The 7453-nt window shown below is 41.9% G+C and carries 4 protein-coding genes and 2 pseudogenes; 4 read left to right on the top strand and 2 right to left on the bottom strand.

Going from position 1 to position 7453, the window contains the following annotated elements; translation table 11 throughout:
- Nucleotides 1-36 precede the first annotated feature (36 nt).
- The 3 genes from dnaK to BLV54_RS09030 all read left to right on the top strand — a co-directional run bounded on the left by dnaK (nucleotide 37) and on the right by BLV54_RS09030 (nucleotide 5005).
- On the top strand, nucleotides 37-1962 hold the full coding sequence (gene dnaK, locus BLV54_RS09020) for a molecular chaperone DnaK (protein WP_090570871.1): 1926 nt from the start codon (nucleotides 37-39) through the stop codon (nucleotides 1960-1962).
- A gap of 202 nt (nucleotides 1963-2164) precedes the next feature.
- A complete protein-coding gene (gene dnaJ, locus BLV54_RS09025) occupies nucleotides 2165-3283 on the top strand; it encodes a molecular chaperone DnaJ (RefSeq protein ID WP_090570874.1) in 1119 nt (372 codons plus the stop codon).
- A gap of 375 nt (nucleotides 3284-3658) precedes the next feature.
- Entirely contained in the window at nucleotides 3659-5005 is a 1347-nt protein-coding gene (locus BLV54_RS09030; protein WP_090570877.1) for a porin, read from the top strand.
- A gap of 143 nt (nucleotides 5006-5148) precedes the next feature.
- Here BLV54_RS09030 and BLV54_RS09035 read toward each other — a convergent pair whose 3' ends face one another.
- Nucleotides 5149-5595, bottom strand: a complete 447-nt coding sequence (locus BLV54_RS09035; RefSeq protein ID WP_176969725.1) for a hypothetical protein — start codon at nucleotides 5593-5595, stop codon at nucleotides 5149-5151.
- 673 nt (nucleotides 5596-6268) lie between these two features.
- On the opposite strand from BLV54_RS09035, the pseudogene BLV54_RS09040 reads away from it, so the two are divergent.
- A pseudogene (locus BLV54_RS09040) lies at nucleotides 6269-7351 on the top strand (IS110 family transposase).
- 21 nt (nucleotides 7352-7372) lie between these two features.
- On the opposite strand, the pseudogene BLV54_RS15535 reads toward BLV54_RS09040, so the two are convergent.
- Nucleotides 7373-7453: pseudogene (locus BLV54_RS15535) on the bottom strand (IS5/IS1182 family transposase); the annotation flags it as partial.

A 7453-nucleotide genomic window follows, 5' to 3' on the forward strand; every position in this document is an offset into this window, starting at 1 on the left:
GTTCTTCGTTTTAACCTATTAAAGGATCGAGCAAGTATGTCAAAAATAATCGGTATCGACTTGGGTACCACTAACTCGTGTGTAGCTGTAATGGAGGGTGGTAAGCCCAAAGTCATTGAAAATTCTGAAGGTGCACGAACAACGCCTTCTGTTGTAGCTTATGCGGATGATAATGAAATCCTGGTAGGCGCTGCTGCTAAACGACAAGCTGTGACCAATCCTAAGAATACCCTGTTTGCCATAAAACGGCTTATCGGCCGCCGCTTTGACGAAGAAATGGTACAGAAAGACATTAAGATGGTGCCTTATAGTATTGTCCGCGCGGATAATAATGATGCCTGGGTCGAAGTGCGTGGAAGAAAGATTGCGCCACCTGAAATTTCAGCGCAAATACTGATGAAAATGAAAAAAACTGCTGAAGATTATCTGGGAGAACCAGTAACGGAGGCTGTGATTACAGTGCCTGCCTACTTTAATGATTCGCAGCGTCAGGCTACCAAAGATGCAGGCCGGATTGCCGGATTGGAAGTTAAACGCATTATCAACGAGCCGACTGCTGCAGCTTTGGCTTTTGGAATGGATAAGAAAGAAGGCGATCGTAAGATCGCTGTATACGATTTAGGTGGCGGTACCTTCGATATTTCCATTATCGAGATTGCAGAAGTAGAAGGTGAACATCAATTTGAAGTACTCGCTACCAATGGGGATACATTCCTGGGAGGTGAGGATTTTGACTCGCGGGTGATTGAATATCTGGTCAATGAATTTAAGAAAGAAACCAGTATCGATCTGAAAAAAGACATCCTTGCGCTGCAACGTTTGAAAGATGCGGCAGAGAAAGCCAAAATTGAGTTGTCCTCTAGCCAGCAGACAGAAGTCAATCTGCCTTACATTACGGCGGATGCTTCAGGACCGAAACATCTCGCCATAAAGATTACCCGTGCCAAATTGGAAAGCCTGGTTGAAGATTTGATTGAGCGGACAGCCGAACCATGCCGTATAGCAATCAAGGATGCTGGCTTACCCTTTTCTGAGATCGATGATGTCATTCTGGTAGGCGGACAAACTCGCATGCCTAAGGTGCAGGAGAAAGTTAAAGAGATTTTTGGTAAAGAGCCGCGGAAGGATGTCAACCCTGATGAAGCTGTTGCAATCGGTGCGGGTATACAAGGCGGTGTCTTGCAAGGGGAGGTCAAGGATGTATTGTTGCTGGATGTGACGCCTTTGTCGTTGGGTATTGAAACCCTGGGTGGTGTCATGACCAAACTGATCCAGAAGAATACCACTATCCCGACCAAAGCAGCGCAGGTATTTTCAACAGCAGACGATAGTCAGACTGCAGTGACGATTCATGTGCTGCAAGGTGAACGGGAAATGGCATCCGGCAACAAAAGTTTGGGTCAATTTAACTTGACGGATATTCCACCTGCTCCACGTGGTATGCCACAAATCGAAGTGACTTTCGATATTGATGCAAATGGTATTTTGCATGTGTCAGCTAAAGATAAGGCGACCGGTAAGGAAAACAAAATCAAGATACAGGCGAGTTCTGGTTTGTCGGAAGAAGAAATTAAACGTATGGTCAAGGACGCTGAAACGCATGTTGAAGAAGACAAGAAAGCGTTGGAGCTTGTCAATAGCCGTAATCAATGTGATGCCATGATTCATTCAGTCAGAAAATCGCTGACAGAGTATGGTGATAAACTGGCGGCGGATGAAAAATCAAAAATTGAAGCTGCACTGAAAGAAGCGGAAGAAGCGCTTAAATCGAATGATAAAGATATTATTGATAAAAAGACCCAAGCGCTGACCGAAGCTTCTCAAAAACTGGCAGAAAAGATTTATTCCCAGGCACAATCAACACAATCGACAGCTGAATCAGCCTCTGCTAAGAAAGAGGAGAAGACAGTAGAAGGTGAGGTGGTTGATGCTGAATTTGAAGAAGTGAAAGACAAGAAATAGTTTTTCCAGTTTATTGTATTGGTGCCAGGACGCAGAGATGCAAGGGTAAAAAAGGATTCCTTGCTTACTCTGCGTTTTGGTGTTTATCGAAATATTATTAACTTTTAAAATCAGAATTAAATCGGGATTCCAATATATCTAGCAAAATATTTGGCAAATAAATTGTGCTGCTTTGATTATATTCTGACAGTCGGAAACTTTTATGAGTAAACGCGATTACTATGACGTTCTCGGTGTCGGCAGAGATGCTGATGAAAGTGAGATAAAAAAAGCTTATCGTAAGCTGGCTATGAAATATCACCCAGACCGAAATGCTGGTGATGCCAAGGCCGAAGAGCATTTTAAAGAAGCTAAAGAAGCCTATGAGATACTGTCTGATTCCAGTAAACGGGCGGCATATGACCAGTATGGTCATGCAGGTGTAGATGCCAGTGCGGCAGGAGCGGGAGCGCATGGATTTGGTGATGTATTCAGTGATATTTTCACTGATATCTTTGGTATGCGTGGTGGTGGTGGACGATCTCATATTCAGCGTGGCGCCGATTTACGCTATAACCTGGAGATTACCTTGGAGCAAGCTGCTCGTGGTGCCGAAACCAAAATTCGCATTCCTACTATGGTAGTTTGCGATACTTGTCACGGTGATGGTGCCAAGCCTGGGACTTCACCTAAAACCTGTATGACGTGTGATGGACATGGTCAGGTCAGAATGCAACAAGGCTTTTTCTCTATTCAGCAAACATGCCCCAAATGTCATGGCAGTGGCAAAATGATTACTACGCCATGTTCATCGTGTCATGGTGTGGGTCGAGTCAAGCAGCATAAAACACTGAGTATTAAGATCCCAGAAGGTGTTGATGAAGGTGATCGCATTCGCATGTCTGGCGAGGGTGAAGCAGGGATTAATGGTGGCCCGCCAGGAGATTTGTATGTTGTCATTCATTTATCAAGCCACCCTGTGTTCCAGCGTGATGGTAATGATTTACACTGTGAAATACCCATCAGTTTTACTGCAGCAGCATTGGGTGGGGAAATTGAGGTGCCAACACTGGACGGTCATGCAAAGATCAAGATTTCTCCAGAAACGCAAACTGGCAAGATTTTTCGCATGCGAGGTAAGGGAATAAAAGGTGTCCGTAGCCATGCTGCTGGTGATCTCCTATGTCATGTCGTAGTGGAAACACCTGTTAATCTAACATCACGTCAGAAAGAGTTATTACATGAACTCGAGGATATTAGCCAGAAAGATGATTCCCGTCATAGCCCACGGGCAAAATCATGGATGGAAAAAGCGCGTGAATTTTTTTCAGAAAAAAACTAAGTATGGTATTGGATTGATTTTTTGTATTTTGTTCGACTTGGTTCATCAAAAGGCAATAGGTTGTAGGTGAGAGAACTGCTACCAGCACAAATAGGGTAGAGGATTGCTCTGGTGGATTCTGGTTTATTGAGAGATAATTAAGAATTTAATAAGCAATTTGAGCGCCTCACGAAAGAAAGTAAAACAGAGCATGCCAAGATAAAATGCAGTGGGTATATTTCTTTAAATGACTGACTACAGTTAATAACTGTTTCCATAATATCCTGCCTTAATGAGTTGCTCCACTTGCAGTATTAGGGTGAGCAACTCTCAACTATTAGAAGTGGCATAGCTTTTTATCCTTGATTTTGCAGAGTAGTTGCTAAGTTGGAATATATGCTTAAATACCCAAAATGGCTGTTAATTGTCCTAACAGTCAGTATGCTGTTTATCGCTTTGCCCTGTGATAACCTTCGAGCTAATAATCTAATAAACTTTCTTAGGGATAGCAGAATAGAATTTGGTGGCTGGATTGATGCGGGTGCAACTTTTAATCCCAGACAGAGAGATGGATTCAATGGTCCTGTCATTTTTAATGATCAAGCCAATAAGTTTCAGCTCAATCAATTTAATGTGTTTATGCGGCGCCCTGTGGTATCAATGGGAGATGCATGGGATATTGGTGGTCGCTTCGATTTCATGTTTGGTACAGACGCTATTTTCACTCAGGCTTTTGGTGTGCCAGCTTTTGATGTCAATACTGGGGAGCCATTAAAGAGAAGTAATTGGGATCTGGATTTATGCTGTTCTTCGACACGTACCTACGGTATCGCACTTCCACAAACTTACTTAGAGGTTTACGCACCCATTGGAAATGGACTCAATGTCAAGTTAGGTCACTTCTATACCCCAACAGGTTTTGAGACAGTTCCGGCGCCTGACAACTTTTTTTATTCACGCGCTTATACCTTGAATATCGGTGAGCCTTTTACCCATACAGGTTTACTGGCAAACTATAATCTCAATGAGAATTGGTCAATCATGGGGGGCGCAATTACTGGCAGTGCTATGGGTGGTTGGGACGGTGGATGGGATAAAGAATTGGGTAACTGGGGTGGAATTGCCGGTTTTACTTGGACCAGTGATAATCGTAATACTACCCTCCATCTCTCCGGTACTTATAGCGAAACTTCTACACGAAGCAGCGAACCCTGGGGATTTTATAACATTGTTTTACGGCACAGGATTACGCCTAGAACCCTGCTGGTGCTCCATCATGTGTATGGTCATGCCGGTGGGGTTTTGTTGAATAATCTGAAATTCACCAATGTTGTTAAAGATGCAGAATGGTATAGCTTTATCACACATCTATATTATGACTTAACGAGTGATTTGTCAGTGGGTGTTCGAGGGGAATGGTATCGTGACGTAGATGGTTTTCGTAATCCTTCCCCTTTCAGGATCGCAGCTGCCACCAATGTTGTTGATGGAAGAGCCGTCAGTTTTGCAGGCGATATCAACAGGGTAACGATTACACCTGCTGATTATTATGCAGTCACTGTTGGGATGAACTGGAAGATAGCTAAGGCGCTGAAACTTAAATGGGAGTTATTACAAAAACTTACTATCCGTTCCAACATACGCTATGATAGGGTTGAAGCTTATAAGGCAGCTACTTACAGACCTTTTAACGGCCATAAGGATCAAGTTCTGTTTTCACTTGATTTTTTACTGCCTTTTTAACAATGGCTGCCTTTACGAATAAAAATATTCTTCGCTCTCAAGAAACTAGAATAATTCCAGACTCCTTTCTTGGAAGGCACTTATATGAAATTGTAGAAATTATAAGGCAAGCTACGATAACGGCTGTTAATGGTGCAGCTTGCTCAATTTCTATAGTTGGTTTTTAGAGTCTTTTTAGAGATTATTGAATCAGAATTGTGCTCGTCTGCGTCAGTGTAATTGAGTTCTTTTTGTTCTTTTGCCATTTTGCGATGAATGGCGGCTTCTTTTAAATTCTTTTCTAATGATTGCTCATAATAGCGAATATTGGCCGTGGCATGAGATTTGAGATCTAGACCTTTCCTACCATAATAATAATTATGATCTTCATACTCCTGAAGCCGTTTCTTTTGCTCTTGTAATTTCGCTTGCATCTCATTAGCTATATTTTCGTGATATTTTGCTAAAGCATCATGATTTTTGTAATCTATGGCAAGTCGGTTAGCATTATGGATTTCGTTATTTTGAACATTTCCCATAGGATTCATTTGTGCACAGGCAGACAAAAACACGAGTATCAGTCCAGGCAACAAAAAGGATCTTACCTTCATAATGATACCTCCACTAGATAACTTAAATTTCACTCCTTTCACCTTCAAAGATTGTTGTTTAGTTATTTTGCTGAGAATAGCCATATTATATATATGGTCAATACGTTCTCTCTAGGAAACATATTAATAGCTAATTTGTCAGCTATACATGGTGACTACTCTGTCTCCTAGAATCAAACATAATTAAGATTATTGTAATAAGATTATTATTTTTAATACATTAGCTCTGCTAATATGATTTGATCTTGGTTAAATTAATTTCTTAATGATAATAATATCCACTAAATGCATAAAAAATAAGTAACAACAGATGAACTGTATTGTTGATAATATAGATACAATGAAGTGATATTAGACTTATGTTAAATTAAATGTGTGACAGAATTATGACGATAAGAATATATGTACCAGATTTCAATATAAGTAATTATCAGAGTTCTGGCGACGTAAGGGTTGCCTGGTTTCCTGATCCCCACTCTGACCGACCATCGTTAGTGTCATTCCTCGGATCTGTCGGTTACTTAGCAATTTCTGGCGATGAGGTTTCATCTCGCCTTTGCCTGTGACCCAAGAAGGGCCTGATCGCTTATCTCTTTACTGTCTTGTCCTGTCCTGGCAATCGGTTTCGGTGAATCCCTATCATTAACATTATTTGAAAATAGGGGGACTGAGAATGAGTAATCAATCATTATCCAATCATCAGATCATCGTTGGGGGAGTCGATACACACAAAAACCTTCATTTTGCAGCTGTAGTCGATGCATATGAGTGAGTGCTTGCCAGCAGTTCTTTCCCAACAACGCGACAAGGTTATAAATCAATGTTGAATTGGATACAATCCTTTGGTGAAGTCAAACGTAATTGGTGTAGGGTGTACTGGGACTTATGGTGCAGGTCTGCTAAGGTATCTACAACAATTTGATATTGAAATTTTAGAAGTCACCTCGCTTGATAAAGCAGACGGCGCAAGCGCGGCAAAGACAACGCAATCGATGCGGAGAATGCAGCTCACGCAGTATTCGCGGGGATACGCACCGTGACACCTAAAACTCGTGACGGCATGGTGGAATCGTTACGGGTTCTCAAGGTAGCAGGAAGGCCGCTATTGCAGCTCGTCGCATCGCACTGCAAATGATCGAAATGAATATTATTCTTTGCACCTGAGTCGATTTGTGATTACCTACGCACAATGACTCGCATGCAATTAATCCGTACTCTTGCCGCCTGGAGACCAGATCTGGGTGGATATCGTGATATTTCCACTGCATACAAAATTGCATTGAAATCGCTTGCACGTAGATATTTGGAGTTACATGATGAGATTGCGGATTTGGATGTGATGATCTCAGCCATTGTTGATGAGCTTGCTCCTGAGCTGATTTCAGGCAAAGCCATTGGATATGAATCTGCTGCCCAACTATTGATTACCGCTGGAGACAATCCAGAACGATTGAAGTCTGAGGCTGGCTTTGCAGCACTGTACGGTGTAAATCCAATTCCAGCCTCATCAGGCAAGATCAATAGACACAGACTGAATCGTGGAGGTGATAGAGCAGCAAACAGTACGTTGCATATTATTGCTATAGGGCGACTAAGAACAGACGCTAAAACAAAAGAGTACGTTGAGAAACGTGTAACACAAGGCAACACGAAACTTGATGCACTTCGATGTCTTAAACGTTATATCGCAAGAGAGATATATTACATTTTGAAAAAGCGGAATAATTTTATCAATAGCACACATATTGCCGCTTGATATTTAGGGTCTGTTGACATTTCACACAGGTAGCCACAGATACCCGCATGCCATGGCAACCATACTTTCATAATTTCTCTTTAGTTTGTCGTATCGTGTTGC

It is taken from the genome of Nitrosomonas sp. Nm33 (genome assembly GCF_900107265.1).
GTDB lineage: Bacteria > Pseudomonadota > Gammaproteobacteria > Burkholderiales > Nitrosomonadaceae > Nitrosomonas.

Bases quoted from the DNA above. Each gene is read 5' to 3' on its own strand.
- dnaK (WP_090570871.1), top strand. From the start codon at position 37: ATGTCAAAAATAATCGGTATCGACTTGGGTACCACTAACTCGTGTGTA.
- dnaJ (WP_090570874.1), top strand. From the start codon at position 2,165: ATGAGTAAACGCGATTACTATGACGTTCTCGGTGTCGGCAGAGATGCT.
- BLV54_RS09030 (WP_090570877.1), top strand. From the start codon at position 3,659: ATGCTTAAATACCCAAAATGGCTGTTAATTGTCCTAACAGTCAGTATG.
- BLV54_RS09035 (WP_176969725.1), bottom strand. From the start codon at position 5,595: ATGAAGGTAAGATCCTTTTTGTTGCCTGGACTGATACTCGTGTTTTTG.